This window comes from Lysinibacillus sp. GbtcB16, from assembly GCF_019091145.1.
GTDB lineage: Bacteria > Bacillota > Bacilli > Bacillales_A > Planococcaceae > Lysinibacillus > Lysinibacillus fusiformis.
Genome location: NZ_JAGXJV010000479.1, coordinates 1 through 265, shown reverse-complemented (window position 1 = coordinate 265; position 265 = coordinate 1). Strand labels below are relative to the sequence as shown.

The 265-nt window shown below is 46.4% G+C and carries 1 protein-coding gene; it reads left to right on the top strand.

The features are described from left to right. The coding region (locus KVT27_RS24975) for a histidine kinase (protein ID WP_217582206.1) at positions 1-265 on the top strand (265 nt) is incomplete at both ends.

Sequence of the window (265 nt, the reverse complement as noted above, 5' to 3'; positions counted from 1 at the left end):
CAAGAGCGCAAAAGGCATGCTGAGCTTCAAGCGCTTCAATCGCAAATCAATCCGCATTTTTTATACAATACGCTAGCTTCGATCCGATTCATGCTCGTTAAGCATACGCCGGAAATGATTGACTCCGTCATCGTTGCACTGGTTAAGCTGCTCAAGCAATCCTTATCACAGCAGGACGAGCTCATTCCGATTCAGGAAGAGCTGTCCATGGTACAGAACTACTTATACATTCAGCAAGTCAGGCAAGGAGACAGATTGGAGATCC